This window comes from Variovorax sp. EBFNA2 (assembly GCF_033802765.1).
Lineage (GTDB): Bacteria > Pseudomonadota > Gammaproteobacteria > Burkholderiales > Burkholderiaceae_C > Variovorax > Variovorax paradoxus_H.
Genome location: NZ_CP138497.1, coordinates 543,587 through 568,753, shown reverse-complemented (window position 1 = coordinate 568,753; position 25,167 = coordinate 543,587). Strand labels below are relative to the sequence as shown.

Genomic DNA, 25,167 nt, shown 5'->3' with positions numbered 1-25,167 from the left:
TCGATACAAAAAAGAACACACGTATCGGAGCGCTTCGGAGATACCTTGGGTCAAGGGTGGGGCCGCGGCGTGCTGCCCACCGCATCAACGGCGCACTCTGCCGTGGTCAGCCTGTTCACGATCGTGGTGACGCCTTCGGCGCGGCGCACGGCGCGTTCGACCGCGGCTTTCTGGTTCTCGCTGGCGAGGCTGCCTTCCAGGATGACCACGCCGTCCTTGACGCGCACGTCGACGTCGCATCCGAATACCGCCGGGTCCCAGTTCAGCTGGGCGAAGACCTCGTGCCGGAGTTGGATGTCGGGGTCCATGTGGATCCTTTCGGAAAAGAGAGACTCATTACTGCGCATCTGCGATCCGCATCACGACGCGGCCCTCGATCCGGCCCTGGCGCATGCGGTCCAGCACCGTGTTGATGTTGTCGAGCCGGTCTTCGGTGCAAACGGTTCGTACCTTCCCTTCGCCGGCGAACTCCAGCGCCTCCTGCAGGTCCTTGCGCGTCCCGACGATCGAGCCTCGCACCGTCTTGGCGTTGAGCACCATGTCGAAGATCGGCAACGCGAAGTCGCCTGGCGGCAACCCGACCAGCGACATGGTGCCGCGCTTGTGCAGCATGCCCAGCGCCTGGCCGAATGCGCTGCGCGACACCGCGGTGACCAGCACGCCGTGCGCACCGCGCAACGTGCGCTGCAGTTCTTTTGCGGGGTCCTGGGTGGCGGCATTGATGACCATGTCAGCGCCGAGTTGCTTCGCCAGTTCCAGCTGTCCATCGTGAATATCGACGCCCACCACGTGAAAGCCCATGGCTTTGGCGTATTGCACGGCAAGATGCCCGAGGCCGCCCACGCCCGATATGACCACCCAGTCGCCCGGCTTGCAGTCGAGAACCTTCAAGCCCTTGTAGACCGTGACGCCTGCGCACAGCACAGGGGCGATCTCGGTGAATCCCACGTTGGCGGGCAGCCGGCCGATGTAGCCGGGATCGGCGAGCACGTATTCGGCGTAACCGCCGTTCACCGTGTAGCCGGTCATCTGCTGGTGGTCACACAGCGTTTCCCAGCCGGTGATGCAATGTTCACAATGCCCGCAGGCCGTGTGAAGCCAGGGCACGCCCACGCGGTCGCCTTCCTTCACGTATCTGACGCCAGCGCCGACGGCCGCGACGAAGCCGACGCCCTCGTGTCCCGGAATGAAGGGCAGGGTGGGCTTGACCGGCCAGTCGCCGTCGGCGGCATGCAGGTCGGTATGGCAGACGCCCGATGCAACCACCTTCACGAGCACCTGGCCGGGCAGGACGTCGGGAACGGCGACCTCCTCGATCTGCAGCGGGCGGCCGAATTCCCGAACGACGGCAGCTTTCATCATTTGCATATGCGATTCCTCAGGCTTCAACAGTTAGTTCATTCACTACCGAGACAATGCCCGGCGTCGACCATGCGGCATTGCGCACGGCCTCCAATTCCGCCCACGAGCGCACCTTTCCGCACAGCACGAGCTGCGAGCCGTTCACGTCGACGGCGACCTGCCGTGGCTGGCCATGAAAGGCGCGGACGAGCGCGTCCTGCACCTGCCGCTCCACGTCGGCAGAACGCAGCAGCGGCTTGATGGTCACCAGGTTCGTGATGCCGGTGACGCCCAGCAGGTTGCGCACCGTGGCTTCGGCCGCGCGGCGCTGGTAGTCGCAGTCGACTTCGCCAGTCAGCGTGACCCAGCCGCCTTCCAGCATGGGCTGGATCGCGCCTCGGGGCACCTGCACGTTCCATTCGAGCGCATGTCCGACGGCCTCGGCGAGGTCGGCATCGGTGCGTTCGAATCCGGCGGCCAGCTTGACGGAGGTCTCGACGGCCAGCGCCCTCACGCCGTGGACGCGCAATGCCGCGCGTTCCACTGCGAGCTTCTCGGCATGGCTGCGGAGATGACCCGTCAGCGTGACCACGCCATGGTTGGCGATGACGCCAACGTCTTCAGCGGTCACGGCCGGGTCCCACGCCAGTTCGGCTTGCACTTCGGCCCTGAGTTGTGCATCGGATTTCATCGACCTTCCAGCTCCTGAGCAGCGCCTGCGTGGCTCGGAGCGGGTCCGCCGCCGGATTCCTGGCGCACGAGCAGCACCGGCACCGGGCTGCCGCGCACCACGAGATCCGCATCGCTTCCGAGCGCAAGGCGGCTGAAGCCGCGCCGGCCGTGGGTCCCCATCACGACCAGGTCGCAGCCCGCCTTCTTCGCCTCTTCGATCACGACGTCGGCAATCCGGCCGTGCGTGACCTCTCGCAGCATGGTATCGGCCTCCACTTCCGAGCGCAACGCGGTGGCTTTGGCGGCATCCAGCACGGACACACCGTACTCGCGCATCTTCTGCAGACCGGCTTCGAAATTGGAGATGGTCGACATTTCCATCAGCACCGGAAAATCGTCGATGACGTGCAACAGACGCAACTTTCCTTTGAGTTCTGCCGCCAGGCGAATGGCCTCGCGCAGGCCGCGCTCTGCAGTGGGACTGCCGTCGAGGGGGACAAGGATGCGGTGGTACATGGCGTGTTTTCCTTGGGGCCGGGCTGAAGGGACGTTCGCCTCCGACCGAGCCGGCGAACGCTTCGATTTTTCGGCCGGGCCGCGGATGTGACCTTGCGCCACGTCAAGCCAGCGGCAAGGGACGGCACCGAGACTGCCATCCATGCGCGACTTCACCATGGATCCAGCATGTACCACCGCATCCTTGTCCCCATTGACGGCAGCCCCGTGTCCCTCCGGGGCCTGGAGGAAGCGATCCGCCTCGCTGAGCTCACGGGTGCCGTTCTCCGGCTCGTTCATGTCGTGGACGAACTGAAGTACGTGACCGGCTTCGAGCGATTGGCCGGCGGCCCAGATCTGGTGCTGCTGATGGAGGAAGCCGGCGAGCAGATCCTTCAGCAGGGCAGGGAGCGCGCGGAGCATGCGGGCATTCAGACCGAGACGCTGCTGTTCACCTCGGTGTCGGGGCGGCTGTGCGATCTCGTTGCCGAGCAGGCCAGGGCTTGGAATGCCGATCTGATCGTGATGGGCGCCCACGGGCGCCGCGGCGGGGGACGGGTGCCGCTCGGCAGCGGCGCCGACGAGATCCTGCGGCTGGCGACGGTGCCGGTGCTGCTCGTGCGCTCACCGTCCGATGACGACGAAGCCGGCTCCGGCGGCACGGGACGCATCTTCCTCACGACCTGAGGCGTGCCGGGGCAGGCGTCGTGTCGGCGAGATGCCGGACCATGCGGCGCAGCCCAGAGTCCACGGGCTCGGCGGCGTCGGCCTCGAAGCCCATGGCGCGCGACAGCTTCAGCATGCGGGTGTTCTCGCGCAGCACCAGGCCCACAAGCCGTTCAAGGCCGCGATGCTTTGCGTGCTCGATGAGCCGCTCGAACAACAGCGTGCCCAGCCCCTGGCCCTTGAGGTCGGAGCGCACCACAATTGCGAACTCGGCTTCCACGTTGTCGGGATCGCTCACCGTGCGCGCCACCCCGAGCGTTTCCGTACCGCCGTTTTCATCTCGGGCTTCGGCAATGAAGGCCATCTCGCGGTCGTAGTCGATCTGGGTCAACCGTGCGAGTTCGCTGCGCGGCAACTCGCTGCGGCTGTGGAAGACGCGCATGCGGATGTCTTCGGGGTCGAGCGACTCCAGGAAGCGCCGGTGCTGGGCTTCGTCTTCGGGGCGTATCGGTCTCACCACCATCGAACGGCCGTTCCATTCCTGTGTACGGACCCATTGCGTGGGGTAGGGCAGGATCGAGAACCGCTCGGCACCCGCCACAGGTTTCATCGAAATCCGCGCGCGCGCATCCAGCGCAAGGGCACCGTGCTCGTCGACCCACAGCGGGTTGATGTCGAGTTCGGCCAGTTGCGGCAGATCCGCCAGCATTTGGGACACCGCCATCAGCACGTCATAGAGCGCGTCGATTCTGGCGGGCGGGTGATCACGATAGCCGGCCAGCAGGCGCGAAACGCGGGTGCGCGCCACCAGTTCACCCGCCAGCGCCCTGTTAAGCGGCGGCAGCGCGATGGCGCTGTCGGCGACCACCTCGACCGCGGTGCCACCTTGGCCGCACAGGATCACCGGACCGAAGACGCTGTCGATGCTGGCGCCGACGATCACTTCCTGCGCATGGGGCCGCTGCACCATCGGCTGCACCGTGAATCCGTCGATGCGCGCGCCGGGCCGCGTGCTTGCGACTGCCTCCTGCATGGTCCGCACGGCATCCCGCAGGGCCGCGTCATCGGCCAGGGCGAGCCGCACGCCGCCCACGTCCGACTTGTGCGTGATGTCGCGCGACAGGATCTTCAGCACGACCGGGTAGCCGAGTTCGCGTGCAGCCGCCACGGCGGCATCGGTCGAAGCGGCCACTGCGACCGTGGGAACGGTGTCGATGCCGTAGGCCTTCAAGAGGGCCTTGGCCTCCTGCTCGCCCAGCCACTCGCGGCCTTCGGCGATGGCATTGGCCAGCAGGCCGCGGGCTGCAGCCGCATCGGGCGCGGGGTTCTGGCTGGCGTCCGGCGTCTCGGTCAGGATTTCCTGGTTGCGCCGGTAGGTCTGCAGCATTGAAAAAGCGCGTATTGCTTCTTCGGGCGTGGCGTAGTCGGCTACGCCGGCGTCTTCGAAGAGCTTGCGTGCCTGCGCAACCGCCGCATCGCCAAGCCAGGCGCTCATCACGCGGGACGTGTGGCCGCGCACCAGCGGCAGGCAGGCGCGCGCGATGTCTTCGCTGCGCACGATGGCTGTGGGCGCATGCACGAAGAGCACCGCGCCCGCGTCGGGATCCGTCAGAAGGGCCGAAAGCGTGTCGACGTAGCGCTGCACCGGCGCATCGCCGATGATGTCGATCGGGTTGGCGCGAGACCAGGTGGGCGGCAGCACGGCATCGAGCCGGGCCAGCAGCGCCGTGCCGGGCTCCGCCAGCGCAACGCCGGAGCGTGCGGCCGCGTCGGCCGCCATGACACCGGCGCCGCCGCCGTTGGTCATGACCGTGAGTTCTGTGCTGCGATTGGTGCGGAAGCGCGCCAGCGTTTCGGCGGCGAGGAACAGCTCCTGCAAGGTGTCCACGCGCAGCATCCCGGCGCGCCGGATCGCGGCGTCGTACACCGCGTCGGAGCCGGCCAGTGCGCCGGTGTGCGATGCGGCGGCCTTCACGCCGTTGCCGGCGCGGCCGGCCTTGACGATGATCACGGGCTTGTTGCGTGCAGCCGCACGCGCGGCGGACATGAACTTGCGCGGCGACTCGATCGCTTCGACATACAGCAGGATCGACCGTGTCTGCGCGTCGTTGGCCAGGTGGTCGAGCAGGTCGCCGAAATCGACGTCGGAATGGTCGCCAAGCGACACCAGCCGCGAGAGGCCGACGCCGCGGCTGCGCGTCCAGTCGAGTACCGCCGTCACGAGTGCGCCGGATTGCGACACGAAGGCGATGTCTCCGGCCAATGCGTCGCAATGGGCAAAGCTGGCGTTCAGCCCGATGTGCGGGTTGAGCAAGCCGATGCAGTTGGGCCCCAGCAGCCGGACCCTGTGCGGGCGCGCGGCGTCCAGCGCTGCCTGCTTCTGTTCCGTGTTGAGCCCGCCCGTCACGACCACGACTGCGCGTGTGCCAAGGGCGCCGAGTTCAGCGATCAATGCGGCCACGGTGTCCGGCGGCGTGCAGACCACGGCGAGGTCCGGGGCCGCGGGCAGCTGCGAGACCCTTGCGTAGACGGGCACGCCGTCCAGCATCGAATGCTTAGGGTTCACGCCGTAAATGGGCCCGGTGAAGGCGCCGGCGCGCAGGTTGCGCCAGACCGTGGCGCCGACGCTGCCAGGCCGGGTCGAGGCGCCGAATACGGCGACGGATGCAGGCGACAGCAGGCGATCGAGATGGCGGATGCTCAATGGAATCTCCGGTAATCGGCGGGCAGGGGGCCTGTTCGGCGGGGCCGCCACATCCTTCGGATCAAGGGCGTCACGTCGACGAGGACTGCCGTCCAGCGGACCTGGGCGCCGACGCGTGCGATGGCCGAGCGGCAGGACTATTGAATGGCGACAAGCCCGCTCGGCAGCGTGAAGCCTGCCGCCTCGGCATTGGCCTGTGCTTCGGGTGCGCACACCAGCAGCACCGGAACGCTGGCGTGCCGCAGGATGAGTTCCGCGCTGCTGCCCATCACCATGCGCCCGAGGCCGCGGCGACCGTGCGTCCCGAGCACGATCAGATCCGCAGGCCAGGCGGCGGCGTCACTCACGACGCGCTCGGCGACCGCACCCCGGAAGGTGTCGCAGAGCAGACATTCGGCCTCTACGCCTGCGGCTGTGGCCTTTGCCCTGCCTTCCTCGAGCAGCTTGCTGCCAGCGGCGCGCAACTGGGCGAGCCAATCGCCGGTGTAGCCCGAATAGGCATCCATCGCCAGTGCAAAAGAGAGCTCGTCGATGACGTGCATCAGGCGCAAGCGCCCCTGCGTGAGCTTGGCAAGGCGAATGGCCTCGTCCAAGCCACGGCTGGATGTCGAGCTTCCATCAATGGGAACAAGAATTCGCTGGTACATGGCGGCCTCGCTGGCAGTGGTTTGGCGGTCAGTATCCGGGTGCGCACGCGTCGGCGGTTGATATCTATCAAGTCAAGGCATCGTGGCGGCGCTGATGCGACTCCGCGGCGACCTGACAGGAGGCACAGCGGATGGCCATGGGCCGCGCCAGCAGGCGTTCGCGCGGAATGTCCTCGCCGCAATCGATGCAGATGCCGTAACGGCCGTCGGTCATGCGCCGCTGCGCCTGCTCGATCTCGCTCAAGCGGAGCCGGTCGATGTCGACTTCCGCAAAGTGCACGTCATTCAGGCGCGCGGTCTCGGCTTCGTCGGCGTGGCTTCGCACCTCGTGGGCAGTCTCGGGCCAGCCCGCCTGCGCCCCGGCTGCGCTTTCGCGCAGTTCGGCCAGCACCTGGGCTTTCATGGCCTCGAGTTCCTTGGCCAATGCGTGGCGATCGCTGTCGCTCAGATGTTTCATGGTGTCCTCTTTGGATTGGGGGGTTGAAGAAGGGGAGGCGTCGTGTAGGAGGGGACCGGATCCGGTAGCCGCACCGCAACATAGGCAACCCGCTTGTCGCGCATCACCAGCAACGCGACCGTCTTGCCGGCCGGCATGCGCGACAGGTCTTGCCTGAACTGATCGACACGGTTGAGGAGCACATCGTTGAGCGCCACGATGAAATCGCCGGCGCGGATGCCCTCGCTGCGCGCGAGCCCGGCGGCTTCGCGCACCAGCAGCCCGCCGTCGATGCGAAGCAGCGCTTTCTGCGTGGCGGACACTTCTCCAAGCACCAGTCCGAGTCCGTCGTTCCATTCAGGCGTGAGGTCGGGAGCAAGCTGGGCGGTTTTCGCGGGCTGCGGCTGCGACGGGGTGACCCAGACAGTGCGCTGCGCGCCGCGCCGCCAGACCTCCATCCGGCTGCGGTCGCCGGGCACGCGGTCACCGATCTGCTGCAGCAGATCGGTCAGTCGTGCGACCGGTATGCCGTCGAAGGCCGTGACCACGTCGCCCAGCACAAGGCCGGCGGCTTGCGCCGGGCCGCCCGCATCGACGTGGACCACCAGCGCGCCGGCGGGCGCGGACAGGGCGAAGGACTGCGCCAGCGCGGGCGTCATCTCCTGAAACTCCGCGCCAAGATGCGCACGGCGCACGGTTCCGCCGACCCTCAGCTGCGTGGCGATCCGCATCGCCAGGTTGATCGGCACCGCGAACGAGAGGCCCATGTAGCCGCCGCTGCCGCTGTAGATCATCGAGTTGATGCCGACGACCTCGCCGCGGCTGTCGAAGAGCGGGCTGCCCGAGCTGCCCGGGTTGATGGCCACATCGGTCTGGATGTAGGGGACGCTCCCGGCGCCACCCATCAGGCGGTCGACGGCGCTCACCACACCGGCCGTGACGCTGCCATGAAAGCCGAACGGCGCGCTGATGGCAGCCACCCAGTCGCCCGGAGCCAGCCGGGAGGAATCTCCGACGACGGCCACCGGCAGCCCGGCGGCGTCGATCTTGAGCAGGCCCACGTCGGTGCGCTTGTCGGCGCCGACCACACGGGCCGCGAAGCGCCGGCCGTCGTCGAGACGGACCTGGGCTTCGTCGATGTTCGCGAGCACGTGCGCACTGGTGAGGATCAGGCCGTCGCTGCTGATGATCACGCCGGAGGCGAGGTCGCGGATCTGGCTGACCCGCACGCTGGCCGGCAGCGGGTAGGCCAGCCGGTCGGCGAAGTCATGCTCGGGCGCGATCTCCAGGTCGATGTCTTCCGGGCTCTGGTCGCGCCCGATGCGCAGCGTGCTGATGTCGACCACCGAAGCGCTGCGGCTCGCGACGAGCGAAGAAAACGCCGGTGCCGAAGATGACCCGGAGGCTGGCTCGGCCTGCAGAGGCGCAGCCGCGGATGCAGGTCCGACCGCGCATGCGCCGAGGAGCGCAAGCAGACCGGCGCACGCCGAGGCGGCGATGAAACGTTGGATTGGCTGCACGAGGTATCCGGTCACGCCGCCTGTGGAGACAGGTCGGCAGGCCGCACCGTCGACTGCGGCCCCTCGGCCTTGCGCACCGCGGTGCCGAATGCTTCCAGCCGCGTGGCGAAGCTGCCGTTGTCGACCTCGTGCGTGGTGAAAGCCACGTCGAGAATGGGCGCGCGTCCGATCAGCTGGCTGACTTCGGCGACCGCGTTGGGCGCTCCGCGCCCGCCCATGACCGAGATCACGGCCACGTCGGGCAGGTGGTTGCGCCGGGTGCCGACGAAGCTGCGCATCGGCCCCGCGAGCCGCTGCCCCCAGATCGGCGACACGAGCACCACGGCGTCGAAACTCTTCGCGCGCGGACCCTCATAGCGGATCGAAGGATGCCGGCGGAAGACCGAATCGAGCAGGCACCGAAAGCTGCCAAAGGCACCCGCGCGGGGCCGGATCTCGACGATCTCGGCCATGGGCCAGCGTTGCTGGCTGCACAGCAGATCCGCGACCTTGCGAGAGGTGCCGGTGTAGGAGTAGACGACGACGAGGACCTTGTTCATGGCTGTCCCAAGTGTGTTCATGGAGAGGGCAATGTAGGTCGCATGCTGGGTCACCGCCTTGCGGTGTATCAAGCGGGCGAAGAGACCGATCTGCGCGACGCCTCGCTGGTTTGATCTGGCGCAAGGCGCATCTCCACGGGTGGGCGAACATCCGGCCATTCCAACGAGACAAGCAAGGAACATCATGAAAATCCTCCTCGCCGTGGACGGCAGCCAATACACGGCTCGCATGCTCGACTATCTGGGCGCACACAAGGAATGGTGCGACGCAGGCCATGCGTTCACGGTCTTCAACGCCGTGCTCCCAGTGCCGCATCGCGCCGCGGCGTTCGCGGGGCCGGACCTGGTGCATACCTACTACGAAGACGAAGCGCGCGTCGTGCTGGAGCCGGTGCGCGCCGCGCTGGCCGCGCGCGGCATCGAGGCGGCATTCGCCCACAAGGTCGGCCATCCGGCCGACGAGATATCCGCCTTCGCGGAGCGCGGAAAGTTCGACCTCGTGATCATGGGATCGCGAGGCCACGGCTCGCTGACGAACCTCGTGCTGGGCTCCGTGGCCATGAAGGTACTGGCCCGGTGCACGGTGCCCGTGCTGCTGGTGCGCTGAACCCGCGGTTCCAACTCTTCAAGGATTTGCCATGAAAGCCATTCACATCCTCGGCCCGGCTGCACTGCTGCTTCTGGCCGGTTGCACCGCGCTGCCCTCAACAGGCGACAAGAAGGACAAGGATCATCTGTTGCACCATCCGTCCGCGACGCTACCGCCAGCGGCGGCCAAGTCGGACCAGCAGATGGCGCAGATGCGCGAAATGCACAGGAAGATGATGGCTGCCAAGACCCCGCAGGAGCGCCAGGCACTGATGGCCGAACACATGAAGGCCATGCAAGGCGGGATGTCGATGATGTGCCAAATGGGCGCCACGTCGGGCCCGCAGGCCGGGGCCCCGTCCGAAGACATGATGAAGCGCTGCATGGCCATGAAGGACATGACCATGCAGATGATGCAGGATCGGGAAAAGCTCCAATCGCCCGCCAGGTAGGAGGCGCTCCGGGCCCGGCCCGCTTGCTGGCTACGGCCGCTCACGAACGCGTGAGCGGCTTTTCGGCGGCGCGAACACGCACGATGTGCTGGCCTGCGCCTGCGCCTGCGCCTGCGCCTGCGCCTGAGCCTGCGCTGCTACTGCTTGTCCGTGCCTGCGGGACGCGCAGTGCGCTTGAGGGCCTGGCCCGTCTGGGCAGCGGCATCTGCTGTGGCACGGGCCGCGCTACGCATGGCTTCGGCGGCCTTGTCCAGCGCCTGTCGGGTCGACTCGGCAGCCCTTTCCGCCTCTTCCTTGCTCGCCTGCGTGGAACGTTTGACGGATTCTTCGGCCCGGTCGAGAGCGGCCTGCATGGCGGCGGAGGCTTTCCTGCTTTCTTCCTCCGCAGCGCGTGCGGCAGCCCGCGTGCTGTCGAGTGCCTTGCCTGTCGCGGTACCCGCTTTCTCCTCGAAACGGTTGGCAGCCTGGGCGGCCTTGCGTGCGGCGCGCCGCACGCCTTCTGCCAAGGCCCTCGACACCTTGCCGGCGGTGGCCTTGCCTTGCTCTGCTGCAGCTTCGGCGGCATCGACCGCCTTTCGTGCGGCGGTTTCGGCATCTCGCGCAGCTCTTTCGGCTGCGTTCACCGCCTTGCGCTGCGCATCGGGGGCCTTGCCTTGCGGTGGGGGCGCAGTGCTGCTGTCCGCCGCAAAGGCGCTGGCACCAATGAAAAGGGTGAGCAACACGAATAGGCTGCGAAATGGTCGGGAAGTCATGATCTTTTTCCTGTTGAAGATTGAATTGGCAAACGAGAACACACAGGCGCCGCTCAGGGCACCAGAACCGCGGCACCGTGGATACGGCCCGCTTGCAGATCGGCGAGCGCTTCATTGGCTTGGGTGAGCGCGTACCTTCTGATGTGCACCTGCAGCGGATGGGTCTGCACGAAGTCCAGGAACTCGCGGGCATCGGCGCGCGTCAGGTTGGCCACCGAGACCACGCTGCGTTCTTCCCAGAGCAATCTGTAGGGGAAAGCCGGGATGTCGCTCATGTGGATGCCGCCGCACACGACCCGGCCACCCTTGCGCACCGCGCGCAAGGCCGTTGGTACCAGTTCGCCGACCGGCGCGAAAATAATCGCGGCGTCCAGCAGTTGAGGCGCGCTCTCGCCGGAGCCGCCCGCCCAACGGGCCCCCAACTCTCGCGCAAGAGCTTGCGCGTCCCCGTCGCCGGGACGGGTGAAGGCGTAGACTTCGCGCCCCTGCGCAACGGCCGCCTGCGCGACCAGGTGCGCCGCCGCGCCAAAGCCGAAGAGCCCCAACCGGTGCACGCCTTCGCCTGCCGCCTTCAGGCTGCGCCAGCCGATGAGGCCGGCGCAGAGCAGGGGAGCGATGCGCGCTGCGTCCGGTTCGGCCATGGTCAGCGGCAGGCAGAAGGCCGCCTCGGCAATCACGTGGCTCGCGAAGCCGCCATCGCGGTGATAGCCGGTGAAACGCGGCCCATCGCACAGGTTCTCGTGGCCTGCGATACAGAAGTGGCAGCGGCCGCAGCTGTGGCCCAGCCATGGCACACCGACGCGGTCACCGACGCGGTAGCCCTCCACGCCTGCGCCGGCGGCTTCCACGAGGCCGACGATCTCGTGGCCCGGCACGATCGGCAGCACGGGCAGCGGCAGTTCGCCGTTTGCAATGTGAAGGTCGGTGCGGCACACGGCGCAAGCCAGCACGCGCAGGCGCAGCTCGCCCGCACCGGGGAGCGGCATCTTGCGGCGCTGCAGCTCCAGAGGCAGCATCGCCGCGCTCAGTACCATCGCGCGCATCGTCTCGGGCTCGGCGGTCATGTTGGAACTTGCCTGTGGGGAATGGAAGGTCGATATCCGCGGCGCAGTTCAGGCCATGTACTTGCCCCCGTTGATCGACAGCGTCGTGCCCGTGATGAACCCGGCATCGTCGGCCGCAAGGAACACGACCGCGCGTGCGATCTCGGCGGGCCCCGCGAGGCGGCCGGCCGGAATGGTGGCAAGGATGCGCGCCATCACCTCGGCATCGACTGCTCCGACCATCGCGGTGTCTGTGTAGCCCGGGGCGACCACGTTGGCCGTGATGTTGCGCGACGCCCCCTCGAATGCGAGCGATTTCGTGAAACCGATCAGGCCCGCCTTCGTTGCTGCGTAATTGGTTTGGCCCGCCTGCCCGGACAGACCGTTGACGGATCCCATGTTCACGATGCGCCCGAAGCGCCGTTCGCGCATGCCGCCGATGACGGCGCGGCACATGTTGAAGCAGCCGCCGAGGTTCACGTCGAGCACCTCGCGCCACTGCTCGAAACTCATCTTGTGCAGCATTGCATCACGGGTGATGCCGGCGTTGTTGACAAGCACCTCCACCGGGCCGAGGGCCGCCTCGATCTGTGCGACACCCGCGAGGCAGGCCTCCGGTTCGGCCACGTTCCAGGCGAACGCGGGAATGCCGGTGCGCGCGGTGAACGCCTCGGCCACCTGTGAGCGGTGGCCGTGGTTGACGGCCACGCGATACCCTGCCGACTGCAGCGCTTCGGCTGTGGCCGCGCCGATGCCGCAGGTGCCGCCGGTGACCAGCGCGACGCGCGTCAATTGCCCACCGTGAGGTCGTTCACGACGACCGAAACGCCAGGCGCGGCCCACGCCGCACCCTGCACCGCCTTGCGCTCGGCCCAGGAGTGGACCTTGCCGCGCAGCGTGACCTGCGAGCCGTTCACGGCGACGGCCACGTGCTTGGCCTCGCGGTCGGCCTGGCGTGCGAGCGCATCGTGAATGTTCTTCTCGACGTCGGCGGGGCGGACCTTGGGCGTGACGTTGACGAGATTGGATACGCCTCGCACGCCCAGCAGGTTGCGCACGGCACCTTCCGCGGCGCGGCGCTGGTATTCCCATTCGACTTCGCCGTTGAGCGTGAGCCAGCCCTTCTCGACCATCGGTCGGATCTTGTCCGGCACCAGCACGTTCCATTCGAGCGCGCGTTCAGCAGCGGCCGCAATATCGGCATCGGTGCGTTCGTTGTCGAACGGGAGCTTCACCGTGATCTCGACGGCCACGGCCTTCACGCCGTGCACGCGCTGCGCCGCGCGTTCGACGGCATACTTTTCGGCGAAGCTCGCCAGATGGCCGGTCAGGGTGACCACCCCGTCCTTGACGATCACGCCCACATTGGCGGCATCGAACGATGGATCCCAGGCCAGTTCGGACTGGATGTCGTCTCGCAGTTGAGCATCGGTTTTCATGAGATTCCTCGCAATGAATTGGGATTGAACGGTCCGCGCCGGATCGGCGTCGACCGTGGAATCACTGTAGAAACTCCGCCATCCGGCCGTATTGCGCTGGATCAATTCACGCGCGCCGCAGTGCTTCGCATCAACCAATGCTGCCCAGAAGCAGTGCCTGCAGCACGAAACGCCGGTTGTCCGCCGGCGATGTTCGGTCGCCGAGCAACACGGCGAGCTTGGCGGTGGGGTGTGTCGCGCAGGCAATGCCGTCGTAGACCGGGATGCCTGCGGCCTGACCGATCTGGCGAACGATATCCGGCGCCACGCCCTGGCATTCCACCGCGTTGTAGAAGCGGCCCAAGATTCGCGCGGTGTGCTGGATCTCGGCGGGGTTGCCGAGGCTGGAGAGTGCGGGGCGAATGACCGCCACATGCGCACCCAGTTCCGTCGCCGCGCGCCGGAACAGTTCCTGGCTTTCGCTGCCCGCGCCCCCTTCGTCGCAGAGCAGACCGAGATTCTTTCCCTTGAGCGGCAGCGCAAGCGCGCCGCGCAGGGAAGCCGCCTGCACGAATCGGGCGCGATCCATCAAGGCGGCTTCGTCCTGAGGCAGCAGCTTGTCGAACGCCGAGGCATTGTGGATTTCAAATGGAAAGAGCATGGGACGCCCTGGTGTGAACGCGGCAGGCTAATCGTGGCGGCCTGGATCCGGTTTGATACAGGTCAAGTCCGCGGTCGGTCTTGTGCGGATACGCGCCAGACACAAACCGTTGACGGAGCGTTACCGACCGACGCCTGCGGTTGTCACTGTGTTGGCGGGCGCTTTCTAGCATCCCTGCATCGACACCGACTTCATGCAGGAGTGCTTCCAATGTTCAACCCGTCCACACCCCAGACCGCCGCAGCGACCCTGTACGGATCTCGTGCCGCCCCTGCACTGCCAGCGGCAGGCGCCGCGGCGCACGAGCGGGCGAGCCAGAAGCTGACGGAGACGCAAAAGCTGCTCAAGGATCGCCTGGACCCGCAACGCCGCGTGGTGCATGCCGGCGACGTGGTCTACCAGGCCGGCGAGCGCTTCGGCAACCTCTACATCCTGAACTCGGGTTTCTTCAAGATCGTGAACCTGTCGGCCGACGGCCGCGAACAGGTCGTGGGCCTGAAGTTCCGCGGCGACTGGCTGGGCTTCGACGGTATTGCCGGGGGCCGCTACTCGTGCGACGCGGTCGCCATGGACACGGGCGAGGTCTGGGTGGTCTCGTACGAGTCGCTGCTGGCCGCAGCCCTTGCCGAGCCCGCCTTGCTGCAGGTGTTCCATACCGCGATGAGCCGCGAGATCGCGCATGACCGCGATTCGCTCATGTCCGTTTGCACGCTGCCGGCCGATGCGCGCGTGGCGGACTTCCTGCGCTACTGGGCGCAGTCGCTGGCCGAGCGCGGCATGCGCACCGACCAGATCACGCTGCGCATGACGCGCGCTGAAATCGGCAACTACCTGGGCATGACGCTCGAAAGCGTGAGCCGCGCGCTGTCGCGGCTGGCGCGCGACAAGGTGATCGAGTTCGTCGAAAAAGGCCGCCGCGACGTGCAGATTCCCGATGTGGGCGCCCTGTCGGCCTTCGTGCAGCGCTGCATCGCGCCGGCACCTGCCATGCTGCAGTGAGCCCTGTGGCGCGGTGGGCCCGTCCCCGGTCTGCAGCGGTCCCGCGAACCCGGGAACAATGGACCATGACTCGCTGCTGTTTTCCACCGGTTCCCCCTCGATCCTCCCGGGCAACGACAACCCCGGAGTTCACGGTCTGCGGTCGGGCCATACGGGTTGTCGATGATCACTGGTGTGTCCGCGCCAGACCAGTGAGACCTTCACCGCCTCGGCCAGCGCATCCTCGCCGAGGCAGATCTTGTCTTCGGGCTTCTTCGCGCAAATGCCGCTGCGTCGCAGGCATCGATCGCACCTCCAGGGTGCGGCACCTTGGCCGCTCAGGGCCTGCGCATCGTCGGAGATCGTGGCGAGCTGGAACGGTGACTGCCGCCTTCCATTGCCATGAGGCGCCGCGTGCAGATGGATGAGACGTTCGTGGGACCTTCTTTCACTTCCTTAAGCTGGCGTTAATCGGCGGCAGCGACCATGCACCCCATGCCCAGCCCGCAGCCCGCGGCGGGCTTCAGAGGAAAGTGCATGTTCATGTGTCTGTCGTCGAGCACCCGCATGGTCGAGCCGCCAGCCGGCGTTGCCGTCACGCCGCCGGCCGAATTCGCGGTGCACGAGCGCCACGATCCGCGGCGCGCCGCGGTCGAGGTTTTCATCCGCGACATCTACGCGCACCGCTACGGCGCGCAGGTGACGCACTTTGCGCCGCGGCTGGTGAGCCTGCGCAGGAACGGTGAACTCGTCGCCGCGGCCGGCTACCGCGACGCCACGCGCGGTGCGCTGTTTCTCGAGCACTACCTTTCGTCGCCCGTCGAGGTGCTGCTCGCAGGTTGCGCGGCCGGGCGCCCGGCTCGCGAGAGCATCGTCGAGGTCGGGCACCTCGCGTCAAGCCGCGCCGGCGAGGGGCGGCAACTGATCCAGTGGCTGGCGCCGCATCTGGCGGACGAAGGCTTCGAATGGATCGTCGGCACGGTGACACAGGAACTGCGCAAGATGCTCGTGCGCCTGGGCGTGGTTCCGCTGACGCTCGGCGCAGCCCACGCGTCGGCCCTGGGTGCCGAGGCCGTGCATTGGGGAAGCTATTACGACCACCATCCCGTGGTGCTGGCCTCCCATCTGCAGCTCGCGCTGCGCCGCCACATGGCGCGCCGGTCTGCGGCTCCGGGAGCGCCGGCATGAGCCCGCGCACCGAAGCGTCCGGCGTCGCGCTGGACGGCGGCGAGCGCCGCCTCGCTTTCGCCGAACTGGAGGACGAGGCGACCCGGCTCGCCGAGCGGCTGCGGGCAGAAGACGTGCGCGTCGTCGCCACGCTGATGGACAACTCGCCTGCCTGGGTGGTCGCCGACCTGGCTGCAACGCGGGCGAAGGTGGTGCATGTGCCGCTACCGCCGTTCTTCGCCGCGGCACAGATCGACCATGCGCTGCGCGCGGCCGGCGCGGACACCGTGCTGACCCCGTCGCCGCTTGCCGCGCGTTGGTCGGCCGGCGCTGCCTCGGCGCTGACTGTCGCAGACGAGCCGCTGTCGATCGTGCGCCTTGCGGCGGCGGCCCCGCCGGTGCCCGTGGGCACGACCAAGATCACCTTCACGTCTGGCACCACCGGCGCGCCCAAGGGCGTGTGCCTCGATGCCGAGGCCATGCGCCGGGTGGCCGAGGGCCTTGTCGAGGCGATGGCACCGCTCGACATCCGCCGCCATCTCTGCGCGCTGCCGTTCGCGGTGCTGCTGGAGAACATCGCGGGCGTGATGGCGCCGCTGCTGCGCGGCGCCACCTGCATCACGCTGCCCCTGCAGCAACTGGGCTTGAACGGTTCTTCGGGCTTCGATGCGGCCCGGTTCCATGCCTGCGCGGTGGCGCAGCAGCCGCACAGTGTCATCCTGCTGCCGCAGATGCTGCGCGCCTGGTCCGGCTACCTGCTGCAAAGCGGTCAGCGTGCGCCGGACTCGCTGAAGCTGGTGGCCGTGGGCGGGGCGGCGGTGGGTGCCAAGCTGCTCCACGACGCGCGCGGGGTAGGGATCCCGGCCTACGAAGGCTATGGCCTGTCCGAAGGCGCTTCCGTGCAAACGCTCAACCTGCCCGGGCACGACCGCCCCGGCACGGCCGGCCGCGCGCTGCCGCATGCGCGCCTGCGCATCGCGCCGGACGGCGAAGTGGAGGTGGCCGGCAGCCTGTTTCTCGGCTACCTCGGCGACGCCGCCGCACCGCCGAAGTGGTGGCCCACGGGCGACCTGGGCCGGATCGACGCGGATGGCTATCTTCACATCAGTGGCCGCAGGAAGCATGTGCTCGTCACCGCCTTCGGCCGCAACGTGTCGCCCGAATGGGTCGAGACGGCGCTGCGCTGCGAACACGCGTTGGCCCAGGCCGTGGTGTTCGGCGACGCGCAGCCGGCGCTGTGCGCCGTGCTCTGGCCGGTGCGCGCCGACGCGCCCGACGCGCAGCTGCAGGCGGTCGTCGACGCCGCCAATGCCACGCTGCCCGACTATGCCCGCATTCAGCGCTGGGCCCGGGGCCGGGCGAGCTTCGACGCCGCATCCGGCATGGCCACGGCCAACGGCCGTCCTCAGCGCGCCGCCATCCTGCAACTGCACGCCGATGCCCTCGACATCGCCGCACCCTGACCGAATCCACTGGAGTCCCGATGAGTTTCCATGACCACCTGGTCGCACAGACCACCGACACCCGCGCGAGCCTGCTCGGTACGCCCATCATCCAGGGCTGCCTGCGCGGCGAGGTCTCGCTGCCGAGCTACCTGGCCTTTCTGCGCGAGGCCTACCACCACGTGCGCCACACCGTCCCCCTGCTGCAGGCGTGCAAGGCGGCCTTGCCGGAACGCCATGCATGGCTGCGCGGCCCCCTCGACGAATACGTGGAGGAAGAGCGGGGCCATGACGAATGGATCCTCGACGACATCCGCGCCGCCGGCGGCGATGCGCAAGCGGTGCGCAACGGACTGCCCGGCCACGCCACCGAGATCATGGTGGCCTACGCCCACGACACCATCGCGCGGCGCAATCCGCTCGGCTTCTTCGGGATGGTGCACGTGCTCGAGGGCACCAGCGTGTCGCTCGCGCTGATGGCCGCCGACCAGATCCAGAAGCCCCTGGAGCTGCCCGATGCAGCGTTCTCCTACCTGCGCTCGCACGGCATGCTGGACCGGGAACACACCGCGCACTTCGAGCTGCTGATGAATCAGGTGGAGGACCCGCAGGACCAGGCGGACATCGTCCATGCCGCGCGCGCCTTCTACCGCCTGTACGGCGACGTGTTCCGCAGCCTGCCGCTGCCGCAGGCGAACGCCAGCGCCGGGGCACGCGCATGAAGGCGTCCGAAGCCCGGGTGCTGCTGACGGGCGCAAGCGGCGGCATCGGCCAGGCCGCGGCCACGCACCTGGTGAACGCCGGCGCATCGGTGATGCTGGTGGGCCGTTCGCCAGCGCGGCTGGCGGCGCAGGCGCGGACCCTGGTGCGCGACTGCCGCGTACCCCGCCCCCGCGTGGAGTGGTACGCCGCCGACCTGGCGCGCGCCGCCAGCCTGCTGGGCATTGCAGAGGTGGCGTCCGGATGGGGCTGCAACGTGCTGGTGCACAACGCCGGCGTCTCGGGCTTCGGCCGGATCGAAGCGCTCTCGGCGAGCGACATGGCGCAGATGCTGCACCTCAACCTGATGGTGCCGATGCTGCTGACCCAGGCGATGCTGGCGCAACTGCGCAGCCTGCCGCGGGCGCAGATCGTCTGCGTGGGCTCGGTGCTGGGTCGTCTTGGCCTGCCCGGTTTCAGCGTGTACTGCGCCAGCAAGTTCGGGCTTCGCGGCTTTGCGGAGTCGCTGCGCCGCGAACTCGGCGATACACCGGTGCGCGTGCAATACCTCGGCCCGCGCACCACGCGCACCGGCTTCAACAGTGCCGAGGCGGAAAGCTACAACGAGGCCACGGGCACGGCGACGGACCGGCCCGACATCCCCGCGACGGCGCTGCTGCGGCTCATCGAGAGCGAAGATGCCGAGTGCTTCCTGGGCTTTCCCGAGAAGCTGGCCGTCCGGCTCAACGGGCTCGCGCCGGAGTTGCTGGACGGCGCCTTCGACAGGCACCGCCGCGCCCTGCCGCCGCTCGCGCTGCCGGCGCTGCCCTCTTTCGAGTGCCCCGACACCGTGGGCGCTTCCGGCGAAGCCGATTCCCATTCGCTGCTGCACAGCGTGCACTGACCCACCAAGGACGCCATGACACCGACCAGCTCACCATTCCTCTTGCCCATGCCATCTGCGGTGCAACGCCGGCGGCTGATCGGCGTTGCCGTTGCCGCCGCACTGGCAGTGGCGCTTCCGCGCGCAGCCTTCGCGGCTGGCGCCGACGATGCGGTGGCCGAACTGCAGCACGACTGGGAAGCGATCCGCTACCAGACGCCCGCCGCCGAGCGCGAGAAGCGCTTCGAGGCCTTGGCCGCCAAGGCCCGCAAGGTGAGCGAAGCCCACCCGGGCCGCGCGGAACCCCTGGTCTGGGAGGGCATCATCGTCAGTTCGTGGGCCGGCGAGAAGGGCGGACTCGGCGCGCTGGGATTGGTGAAGCAGGCCAAGGCACTGTACGAGGCCGCGATCGCGATCGACGGCAATGTGCTCGACGGCTCCGCCTACAACAGCCTGGGCGTCCTCTACTACAAGGTTCCCGGCTGGCCGGTGGGTTTCGGCGACAAGGGCAAAGCCAAGGAACTGCTGCAGAAGGCGCTGGCGCTCAACCCGAAGGGGATCGATCCGAACTTCTTCTACGGTGAATACCTGATCGAGGTCCGGCAGCCCGAGCAGGCCGTTGCGTATCTCGAGCGGGCCATGCAGGCGCCGCCGCGGCCCGGCCGGCAGGTGGCCGACAGCGGACGCCGCGACGAGGCGCGCCAGCTGCTGGAGAAGGCCAGGGCCAGGTAGGGCGGTGCGTCAGCGGTGGGCTGCGTCGAACTGCAGCGTCGCCTTGACCCCCCGGCCGCCGGCGCCGGGGCCGAACTGCAGCTCGAGGCCGTGCAGTTGCGCAATGCGCCGCACGATCGACACCCCCAGGCCGCTGCCGCCTTCCTGCTGTCCGTCGGGCCGGTAGAACCGCTCGCCCAGCCGCGTGAGCTGTTCGGCCGACAGTGGCTCCCCCTCGTTCTCGAGCTCCAGGTGTTCGCGCCCGATGCGCAGCACCACGCTCGATCCTTCGGGCGCATAGCGAACCGCGTTGTCGAGAAGGTTGCGCAGCATCACCGTCAGCAAATGCTCGTCGCCGAACAGGGGCAGAGGGTGCGATCCATGCGGCGGCCATTCACAGGCCAATTCGATGCAGCGGCGTTCGGCCGTCGCGAGGCAATCGCTCATGGCCTGTTCGACGATCCGCGGCCACTGCACCTCGGCGGTCAGGGCCGGCGCAACGCCGGACTCCACGCGCGAGAGAGAGAGCATCTGCGTCACCAGCCGTCCCATGCGGTCGAGCCCGGCGCTGAGCTTGGCTTCGGCCGCGGCGCGTTCGGCATCGCTGCCGGCGCGGCGCACCACGTCCCACTGGGCGCGCAGCACGGCCAGCGGCGTGCGCAGCTCATGCGCGGCGTCCGCCGTGAAGCGGCGCTCGCGCACGAGCAACTGATCGATGCGGGCGAACAGCCCGTTCATCGCACCCAGCAGAGGCTTGAGCTCGGCCGGTGCCCGCTCGACAGGCACGGCCTGCAGGTCGTCGGCCTTCCGGCGGCGCAGCTCCGCGGTCAACTGGTGCACTGGCGCCAGCGCGCGGCGCACGGCCCATGCCATCACGGCCAAGAGAAAGGGCAGCACCAGCAGCCATGGGACGACCTGCGTGACCGTGAGGCCGTACACCAGTTCATCGCGCTCGTATGCGTCCTGCCCGGCGGCCACCAGCCAGGCGCCGTCGAAGGACGGCAGGTAGTAGATGCGCCACGTCATGCTCCCGATCTTCTCGTTGACGAAGCCGCTCGCATCGGGCCGCCACGGCAGCACCGCGCCTTCGTGGTCCGCAAGCATGAGGCGGCCCTTCGCGTCCCATGCCGCCACGGCCAGATCGCGCACGTCCGACGCCCCGGCCTCCCTCGTGCCTTCGCTGGGCGCAGGTGGCAGCATTGGCGCGGCGCCCAGATGGCCGGGGCCCAACGTGGACTGAACCTGGCGCGCCAGCCGGATCAGTTCGGTGTCGAACAATTCATTGACCTCGTGCCGAGCCCGGCTGATGGAGAAGTAGAGCGCCACGCCCCAGACCAGGGGCGCGCAAACCAGCAGATAGAGCAGAAGGCGGCGCTGCAGGCTCATGGCGATGGTTGGCCGGCGCCGAGCGCATAGCCCACGCCGCGCACGGTCCTCACGATGCCCGGATCGATCTTGCGCCGCAGGTGATGGATATGGACCTCGAGGACGTTGCCTTCTGGCTCCGTGCCGCTCCAGTCGTAGAGCTTTTCCTGCAGATGGGCTTTCGAGAGCACGCGCTGCGGCTGCGCCAGGAGCGCTTCAAGCACCGCCAGTTCGCGCCCGGTCAGATCAACGGGCGCGCCTTTCCAGAGCACGAGTTTCCTGGCGGGGTCGTACTCGAGCGCTCCGTGCTGCCAGACCGGCTGGGCGCGGCCGGCGGCGCGGCGCACCAGCGCCCGCAGCCGAGCGGCGAGTTCGTCGATGGTGATGGGCTTGACCAGGTAGTCGTCAGCCCCTGCATCGAGGCCGGCGATGCGCTGTTCGACGCCGTCGCGCGCCGTCAAGATGAGCAGCGGCAGCTTCAGCCCCCGGTCGCGCCAGCGGCGCAGCCAGGTCATGCCGTCGCCGCCCGGAAGCCCAAGATCCAGCACCAGGGCATCAAACGAGGCGCCGGACAGCGCGGCGTCGGCCTGGCCGCCGCTGCCGAACCAGTCGACCGCATGGCCGAGCTGGCGCAGTCCGGTGGCCAGTGCATCGCCGAGCAGGGGGTCGTCTTCAACAATCAACAAGCGCATCTGAAAGCGGTGCTCCTTGCCTCAGAAGCCGGCCAGGGCCAGGATGCGCGACAGTGTAGACCCGCTCATCCCGAACCACCCGTCGTCGAAGGCGTTGTAGACCCCGCACACCAGGGCCGCGGCGCCGAGTGCCACGATCGCCATGACGGCGAGAGCCGCGGCATCCGCGAGGCTGCGGCGGGTGACGGCGGGAAGGTCCTCGCCGGCGCCTTCGGCGCATTGGCGCACGGCGGCGAAGGGGCGGTGGCCCCATCGGACTCGGCTGCAATGTTCATCGGCATCTCCACGTAGGCTCATGTCTCGGCCGCCCGCTGGACACGCCGCACATTCCCATGATCGCCGCGGCAGATTCGTTTTGCCTTAAGACGCCGATGCAACCTGTCCCGCAGACGAGGCAATGTCACTCCTCATCAATCCGGTCGAACCCCCACAGCACGGCTGTGACCCCCACGGCCGTGACCGGTCCGGCGAGCGGATGCAGCAGCGCGGCGAGAACCGGGGCCACCAGGATCAGATGGCGCAGCCCCCAGCCGTACAGAGCGCCTGCACGGCGCACGTAGACATGGCCCATCGGATTCCACCGCGGCCGTGCCGCGCATTCCACCGGCATGCCGCTGATGAAGCCCAGGTGCGTGTAGTAGCGCACGGCCATGGCGGAGCACACGAGCGATGCAAGGAGCAGGGCCAGGAGCAGGAGTTCGGACACGAGCCGGGGCGTCAGAAGCCATCCGGCGCCGCCGAGAGCTTCGCGCAGCGAGGGCGCGGTCAGCGTCGCGGTGCCGACCAGTCCCAGCGCGGCGGTCGATGCCGTCATCGTCGCAGCCATCAGGGAATTGCGCAGCGTCTGGACCGAGAGAATCTCCGAACCTCGTTGCTGCGATACCGCGTCGAACCATTCTTCGCGCAGCAAGGCATGCGCGCTGCGCGCCACGCAGTGCGGCGTCCGGTGCTGCGCCCATGCGCGCGCGCCTTCGTAGGCGGCGAGCACTGCGACGGTCGCCAGGATCGCCAGCCAGGCGGCGGTCGCGCTCATCGCGCGTTGTCAGCCGGAGTGCCCGGCATGTCCGCAGCGGCGGATCTCCTCCGCTCGATCAGCTCGTACCCCACCATGCCTGCGAGCATCGCGGCGACAAAGACCAGCGCCTTGGCCTCTCCCATGCCGGCGGCCACGAGGCCCGGGCCCGGACAGAAGCCGGCCACGCCCCAGCCGATCCCGAACAGGATGCTGCCGAGCACCAGGCGGCGATCGACGGCGCGTGCGGTCGGCAGCCGCATGGCTGCGCCGAGCAAGGAACGCGTGCGCCGCCTTGCCACCGCGAACGCGACAGCGCCGACGGCGATCGCGCCGCCCATCACCAAGGCAAGCGACGGGTCCCAGCGCCCGCCAAGATCCAGGAAGCCGAGCACCTTGGCCGGGTTGGCCATGCCGGAAACGATCAGGCCCAGGCCGAACACCAGGCCGGCCAGAAATGAAGTGAAGACGGTCATGATGGTTTCCTCAAAGACCCAGCAGATGGCGCATCAGGAACACGGTCAGGAAGCCGGCCGCCATGAAGGCCGCGGTCGCCGCCAGCGAGCGCGGCGACAGTCGGGACAGTCCGCAGACCCCGTGGCCGCTCGTGCACCCCGAGGCGTAGCGCGTGCCCAGGCCCACCAGCAGGCCGGCCGCGACGAGCGCGCCGTAGCCGGCATCGATCCGGGGCGCGGGCCAGTCCGCGAAAAGCGCATAGGCCATGGGCGCTGCGACCAGGCCGGCAACGAACGCCAGGCGCCAAGCCAGGTCGCCGCGAACGGGGCGCAGCAGGCCGCCGACGATGCCGCTGATGCCGGCGATGCGGCCATTGAGCAGCACGAACAGCGCGGCGGCCGCGCCGACGAGTGCGCCGCCCGCCAGGGCGGTCCATGGGGTGAATGCGGGCCAGTCGATGGTCATGATCATTTTTCCTTCGGGCAGTAGATCCGGTAGAGCAGGGCGAGAATCTCGAGCAACGCGGGGTCCGCCACGGCATAGAAGACGTTCTTGCCCTGGCGGCGCGTGGCGACCACACCCTCGTTGCGCAGCACGCCGAGCTGCTGGGACAGCGTCGGCTGACGGATGTCGAGCTGCGTTTCGAGTTCGCTCACGCACATCTCGCCCTGGGACAGCTGACACAGCAGAAGCAGGCGGTCCTCGTTGGCCAACACCTTCAGCATGCCGACCGCTTGGGCGGCCGCACCGCGCAGGATCTCGGGATCGAAGACAGGGTGGGGCGATCTCATGGTTGGCGTGGTTCGATGATTGGCTTGACTTGATTATATCAAGTTATATAATATGTTTCAATATATCGTTGACGCAGCCGGCGAGCCCATCATGAACACCCCCGCTTCCATCCAGGCCTTCTTCGACCCCCAGACTGGAACGGCCTCCTACGTCGTGTGGGACCCGGCCAGCCTGCGCGCCGCCGTGATCGATCCGGTGCTGGACTACGACTACAAGTCGGGCCACACCGGCACAGCGTCTGCGGACCGGGTGCTGGCCTGCGTGGCCGAGCGCGGGCTGCAGGTCGACTGGATCCTGGAGACCCATGCCCATGCCGATCACCTCTCGGCGGCCGCCTATCTTCAGGAGCGGGTCGGCGGGCGCATCGCGATCGGCGAGAACATCCGCACGGTGCAGGCCACCTTCAAGAGGCTCTTCAACCTGGAGCGCGGCTTCCTGCCCGACGGCAGCCAATTCGACCACCTGTTCAGGGACGGCGAGACCTTCCGCATCGGCGCCATCGAAGCCGCCGCCATGCTGGTGCCGGGCCACACGCCCGCCGACATGGCGTACCTGATCGGCGGCGCGGTGTTCGTCGGCGATACGCTCTTCATGCCCGACCTGGGCAGCGCGCGCGCGGACTTCCCGGGCGGCGATGCGCGCCAGCTGTACGCATCGATGCGCCGGCTGCTGGATCTGCCATCCGAGACGCCGATGTACGTCTGCCACGACTACCCGCCGGCATCGCGCCCGGCGCAATGGCAGACCACGGTGGCCGAGCAGCGCGCACGCAACATCCATGTGCGCGACGGCATCACCGAGGACGAGTTCGTGGCCATGCGGCAGGCGCGCGACGCGAAGCTCGAAGTGCCGACGCTCATCCTGCCGTCGATCCAGGTCAACGTGCGGGCCGGCCGGCTGCCCCCGCCCGATGACAACGGCGTGTCTTACCTGCGCATACCGCTCAACGCACTGCCGGTTCGCCACACCAGCGTGGACTGAGCCCCGGGGTCGCCGGCTTGACGGGCATCAAGCCAGGCGCGTGCGGCGCATGCCA

The 25,167-nt window shown here is 68.2% G+C and carries 31 protein-coding genes; 10 read left to right on the top strand and 21 right to left on the bottom strand.

The window, feature by feature from the left end:
- Nucleotides 1–50: 50 nt before the first annotated feature.
- Genes RZE79_RS33100 through RZE79_RS33085 form a run of 4 tightly spaced genes read right to left on the bottom strand, consistent with a single transcriptional unit; the run spans nt 51 to nt 2,529 of the window.
- On the bottom strand, nt 51–308 hold the full coding sequence (locus RZE79_RS33100) for a BON domain-containing protein (RefSeq protein WP_319361587.1): 258 nt from the start codon (nt 306–308) through the stop codon (nt 51–53).
- Between the two features lie 28 nt (nt 309–336).
- Nucleotides 337–1,368, bottom strand: coding sequence for an alcohol dehydrogenase AdhP (gene adhP, locus RZE79_RS33095; protein WP_319362385.1), 1,032 nt, complete (start codon nt 1,366–1,368; stop codon nt 337–339).
- A gap of 10 nt (nt 1,369–1,378) precedes the next feature.
- Nucleotides 1,379–2,032, bottom strand: a complete 654-nt coding sequence (locus tag RZE79_RS33090) for a BON domain-containing protein (RefSeq protein WP_319361585.1) — start codon at nt 2,030–2,032, stop codon at nt 1,379–1,381.
- Nucleotides 2,029–2,529 (bottom strand): universal stress protein, encoded by a 501-nt coding sequence (locus tag RZE79_RS33085; RefSeq protein ID WP_319361583.1) that lies wholly within the window; start codon nt 2,527–2,529, stop codon nt 2,029–2,031. Before RZE79_RS33085 ends, RZE79_RS33090 begins: the two co-directional genes overlap by 4 nt.
- A 168-nt stretch (nt 2,530–2,697) precedes the next feature.
- Here RZE79_RS33085 and RZE79_RS33080 point away from each other — a divergent pair, with 168 nt between their 5' ends.
- On the top strand, nt 2,698–3,195 hold the full coding sequence (locus RZE79_RS33080) for a universal stress protein (RefSeq protein ID WP_319361581.1): 498 nt from the start codon (nt 2,698–2,700) through the stop codon (nt 3,193–3,195).
- On the opposite strand, the gene RZE79_RS33075 is transcribed toward RZE79_RS33080, so the two are convergent.
- The 5 genes from RZE79_RS33075 to RZE79_RS33055 all read right to left on the bottom strand — a co-directional run bounded on the left by RZE79_RS33075 (nt 3,185) and on the right by RZE79_RS33055 (nt 9,020).
- The gene (locus RZE79_RS33075; protein ID WP_319361579.1) at nt 3,185–5,878 is read right to left on the bottom strand and encodes a GNAT family N-acetyltransferase; all 2,694 of its coding nucleotides are present in this window, start codon (nt 5,876–5,878) and stop codon (nt 3,185–3,187) included. The genes RZE79_RS33080 and RZE79_RS33075 overlap by 11 nt on opposite strands.
- A 137-nt stretch (nt 5,879–6,015) precedes the next feature.
- A complete protein-coding gene (locus tag RZE79_RS33070; protein WP_319361577.1) occupies nt 6,016–6,525 on the bottom strand; it encodes a universal stress protein in 510 nt (169 codons plus the stop codon).
- Between the two features lie 67 nt (nt 6,526–6,592).
- Nucleotides 6,593–6,982 (bottom strand): TraR/DksA family transcriptional regulator, encoded by a 390-nt coding sequence (locus tag RZE79_RS33065; RefSeq protein ID WP_319361575.1) that lies wholly within the window; start codon nt 6,980–6,982, stop codon nt 6,593–6,595.
- Nucleotides 6,979–8,496, bottom strand: coding sequence for a trypsin-like peptidase domain-containing protein (locus tag RZE79_RS33060; RefSeq protein WP_319361573.1), 1,518 nt, complete (start codon nt 8,494–8,496; stop codon nt 6,979–6,981). Before RZE79_RS33060 ends, RZE79_RS33065 begins: the two co-directional genes overlap by 4 nt.
- Nucleotides 8,493–9,020: a flavodoxin gene (locus RZE79_RS33055; RefSeq protein ID WP_319361571.1), complete on the bottom strand. Its 528-nt coding sequence runs from the start codon at nt 9,018–9,020 to the stop codon at nt 8,493–8,495. Before RZE79_RS33055 ends, RZE79_RS33060 begins: the two co-directional genes overlap by 4 nt.
- A gap of 184 nt (nt 9,021–9,204) precedes the next feature.
- Here RZE79_RS33055 and RZE79_RS33050 point away from each other — a divergent pair, with 184 nt between their 5' ends.
- Nucleotides 9,205–9,627: a universal stress protein gene (locus RZE79_RS33050; protein ID WP_319361570.1), complete on the top strand. Its 423-nt coding sequence runs from the start codon at nt 9,205–9,207 to the stop codon at nt 9,625–9,627.
- Nucleotides 9,628–9,658: 31 nt separating this feature from the next.
- A complete protein-coding gene (locus tag RZE79_RS33045) occupies nt 9,659–10,060 on the top strand; it encodes a hypothetical protein (protein WP_319361568.1) in 402 nt (133 codons plus the stop codon).
- Between the two features lie 137 nt (nt 10,061–10,197).
- Here the strand turns inward: RZE79_RS33045 and RZE79_RS33040 are convergent, their stop codons facing one another.
- The 5 genes from RZE79_RS33040 to RZE79_RS33020 all read right to left on the bottom strand — a co-directional run bounded on the left by RZE79_RS33040 (nt 10,198) and on the right by RZE79_RS33020 (nt 13,934).
- A complete protein-coding gene (locus RZE79_RS33040) occupies nt 10,198–10,854 on the bottom strand; it encodes a hypothetical protein (protein WP_319361567.1) in 657 nt (218 codons plus the stop codon).
- An 11-nt stretch (nt 10,855–10,865) separates the two neighbouring features.
- Nucleotides 10,866–11,855, bottom strand: coding sequence for a zinc-dependent alcohol dehydrogenase family protein (locus tag RZE79_RS33035; RefSeq protein WP_319362384.1), 990 nt, complete (start codon nt 11,853–11,855; stop codon nt 10,866–10,868).
- Nucleotides 11,856–11,924: 69 nt separating this feature from the next.
- Nucleotides 11,925–12,647 carry a beta-ketoacyl-ACP reductase gene (locus tag RZE79_RS33030; protein WP_319362383.1) on the bottom strand — a complete coding sequence of 241 codons (723 nt, stop codon included), beginning with the start codon at nt 12,645–12,647 and terminating at the stop codon, nt 11,925–11,927.
- Nucleotides 12,644–13,294 carry a BON domain-containing protein gene (locus RZE79_RS33025; protein WP_319361565.1) on the bottom strand — a complete coding sequence of 217 codons (651 nt, stop codon included), beginning with the start codon at nt 13,292–13,294 and terminating at the stop codon, nt 12,644–12,646. The genes RZE79_RS33030 and RZE79_RS33025 overlap by 4 nt, the downstream gene beginning before the upstream one ends.
- Before the next feature lie 130 nt (nt 13,295–13,424).
- Nucleotides 13,425–13,934: an ornithine carbamoyltransferase gene (locus RZE79_RS33020; RefSeq protein ID WP_319361563.1), complete on the bottom strand. Its 510-nt coding sequence runs from the start codon at nt 13,932–13,934 to the stop codon at nt 13,425–13,427.
- Nucleotides 13,935–14,144: 210 nt separating this feature from the next.
- On the opposite strand from RZE79_RS33020, the gene RZE79_RS33015 reads away from it, so the two are divergent.
- The 6 genes from RZE79_RS33015 to RZE79_RS32990 all read left to right on the top strand — a co-directional run bounded on the left by RZE79_RS33015 (nt 14,145) and on the right by RZE79_RS32990 (nt 19,835).
- A complete protein-coding gene (locus tag RZE79_RS33015) occupies nt 14,145–14,933 on the top strand; it encodes a Crp/Fnr family transcriptional regulator (RefSeq protein ID WP_319361561.1) in 789 nt (262 codons plus the stop codon).
- Between the two features lie 516 nt (nt 14,934–15,449).
- A complete protein-coding gene (locus tag RZE79_RS33010) occupies nt 15,450–16,100 on the top strand; it encodes a thermostable hemolysin (RefSeq protein WP_319361559.1) in 651 nt (216 codons plus the stop codon).
- A complete protein-coding gene (locus RZE79_RS33005) occupies nt 16,097–17,542 on the top strand; it encodes an AMP-binding protein (RefSeq protein WP_319361557.1) in 1,446 nt (481 codons plus the stop codon). Before RZE79_RS33010 ends, RZE79_RS33005 begins: the two co-directional genes overlap by 4 nt.
- A gap of 20 nt (nt 17,543–17,562) precedes the next feature.
- Nucleotides 17,563–18,243, top strand: coding sequence for an iron-containing redox enzyme family protein (locus RZE79_RS33000; protein ID WP_319361556.1), 681 nt, complete (start codon nt 17,563–17,565; stop codon nt 18,241–18,243).
- On the top strand, nt 18,240–19,124 hold the full coding sequence (locus tag RZE79_RS32995) for an SDR family oxidoreductase (RefSeq protein ID WP_319361554.1): 885 nt from the start codon (nt 18,240–18,242) through the stop codon (nt 19,122–19,124). The genes RZE79_RS33000 and RZE79_RS32995 overlap by 4 nt, the downstream gene beginning before the upstream one ends.
- Before the next feature lie 15 nt (nt 19,125–19,139).
- Nucleotides 19,140–19,835: a hypothetical protein gene (locus RZE79_RS32990; protein ID WP_319361552.1), complete on the top strand. Its 696-nt coding sequence runs from the start codon at nt 19,140–19,142 to the stop codon at nt 19,833–19,835.
- 9 nt (nt 19,836–19,844) lie between these two features.
- On the opposite strand, the gene RZE79_RS32985 is transcribed toward RZE79_RS32990, so the two are convergent.
- The 7 genes from RZE79_RS32985 to RZE79_RS32955 all read right to left on the bottom strand — a co-directional run bounded on the left by RZE79_RS32985 (nt 19,845) and on the right by RZE79_RS32955 (nt 24,130).
- The gene (locus RZE79_RS32985) at nt 19,845–21,200 is read right to left on the bottom strand and encodes an ATP-binding protein (RefSeq protein ID WP_319361550.1); all 1,356 of its coding nucleotides are present in this window, start codon (nt 21,198–21,200) and stop codon (nt 19,845–19,847) included.
- A complete protein-coding gene (locus tag RZE79_RS32980) occupies nt 21,197–21,871 on the bottom strand; it encodes a response regulator (protein WP_319361548.1) in 675 nt (224 codons plus the stop codon). The genes RZE79_RS32985 and RZE79_RS32980 overlap by 4 nt, the downstream gene beginning before the upstream one ends.
- A 21-nt stretch (nt 21,872–21,892) precedes the next feature.
- The gene (locus RZE79_RS32975; RefSeq protein ID WP_319361546.1) at nt 21,893–22,168 is read right to left on the bottom strand and encodes a hypothetical protein; all 276 of its coding nucleotides are present in this window, start codon (nt 22,166–22,168) and stop codon (nt 21,893–21,895) included.
- 103 nt (nt 22,169–22,271) lie between these two features.
- A complete protein-coding gene (locus tag RZE79_RS32970) occupies nt 22,272–22,904 on the bottom strand; it encodes a DUF599 family protein (RefSeq protein WP_319361544.1) in 633 nt (210 codons plus the stop codon).
- Nucleotides 22,901–23,359 (bottom strand): YeeE/YedE family protein, encoded by a 459-nt coding sequence (locus RZE79_RS32965; RefSeq protein WP_319361542.1) that lies wholly within the window; start codon nt 23,357–23,359, stop codon nt 22,901–22,903. Before RZE79_RS32965 ends, RZE79_RS32970 begins: the two co-directional genes overlap by 4 nt.
- 10 nt (nt 23,360–23,369) lie before the next feature.
- Complete coding sequence (locus RZE79_RS32960) at nt 23,370–23,804, bottom strand: YeeE/YedE thiosulfate transporter family protein (RefSeq protein WP_319361540.1); 435 nt, start codon at nt 23,802–23,804, stop codon at nt 23,370–23,372.
- Between the two features lie 2 nt (nt 23,805–23,806).
- Nucleotides 23,807–24,130 (bottom strand): metalloregulator ArsR/SmtB family transcription factor, encoded by a 324-nt coding sequence (locus RZE79_RS32955; RefSeq protein ID WP_319361538.1) that lies wholly within the window; start codon nt 24,128–24,130, stop codon nt 23,807–23,809.
- A gap of 91 nt (nt 24,131–24,221) precedes the next feature.
- On the opposite strand from RZE79_RS32955, the gene RZE79_RS32950 reads away from it, so the two are divergent.
- Nucleotides 24,222–25,112 carry an MBL fold metallo-hydrolase gene (locus tag RZE79_RS32950; RefSeq protein WP_319361536.1) on the top strand — a complete coding sequence of 297 codons (891 nt, stop codon included), beginning with the start codon at nt 24,222–24,224 and terminating at the stop codon, nt 25,110–25,112.
- The last annotated feature ends 55 nt before the right edge of the window (nt 25,113–25,167 follow it).